Below are 784 nucleotides of genomic sequence, written 5' to 3' on the forward strand. Positions count from 1 at the left end.
GCTTCCGTCAGATCGTGTTCGGGCTTGGTGAACACAGTCTCGGTATCATTCATTTCCACCAGACGACCCAGGTGGAAATAGGCGGTACGGTGCGATACCCGCGCGGCCTGCTGCATGGAGTGAGTCACGATGGCGATGGTATAAGACTCGCTCAGCTCGCTGATCAGCTCTTCGATCTTGGCGGTGGCAATGGGATCCAGCGCGGAACAGGGCTCATCCATCAGCACCACTTCCGGGCTCACCGCAATGGTGCGGGCAATACACAGACGCTGCTGCTGACCGCCGGACAGGCCCGTGCCTGGTGCGTGCAGACGGTCTTTCACTTCTTCCCACAGCCCGGCCTTGCGCAGGCTGGTTTCCACGATTTCGTCCAGGTCATATTTCTTGTTGGCCAGGCCGTGAATACGCGGGCCATAGGCCACGTTGTCATAAATGGATTTCGGGAAGGGGTTGGGCTTCTGGAACACCATGCCCACCCGGGCGCGCAGCTCCACCACATCCAGCTTGGGGTCATACAGATCCTGGCTTTCCAGATGCAGGCTGCCCTTCACCTTACAAATATCGATAGTGTCGTTCATGCGATTGAGACAACGCAGGAACGTGGATTTACCACAACCGGACGGACCGATCAGTGACACCACCTCATTCTTGCCGATATCCAGGCTGACGCCATGGATCGCCTGGTTATCGTCATAGAACACCTCCACATCGCGCAGGCGCATTTTCGGGTCATCCACAAAGGGCGTGCCCACGGTCTGGTCTGGATAGGGGGAGTCTTGTGTCA

Annotated in this window: 1 protein-coding gene; it reads right to left on the bottom strand. The window is 57.7% G+C overall.

The window, feature by feature from the left end; translation table 11 throughout:
- Positions 1 to 784 (bottom strand): phosphate ABC transporter ATP-binding protein PstB (pstB, locus tag A3754_RS04950; RefSeq protein ID WP_082904755.1); only part of this gene is annotated, 784 nt, incomplete at both ends.

Source organism: Alcanivorax sp. HI0083, from assembly GCF_001635175.1.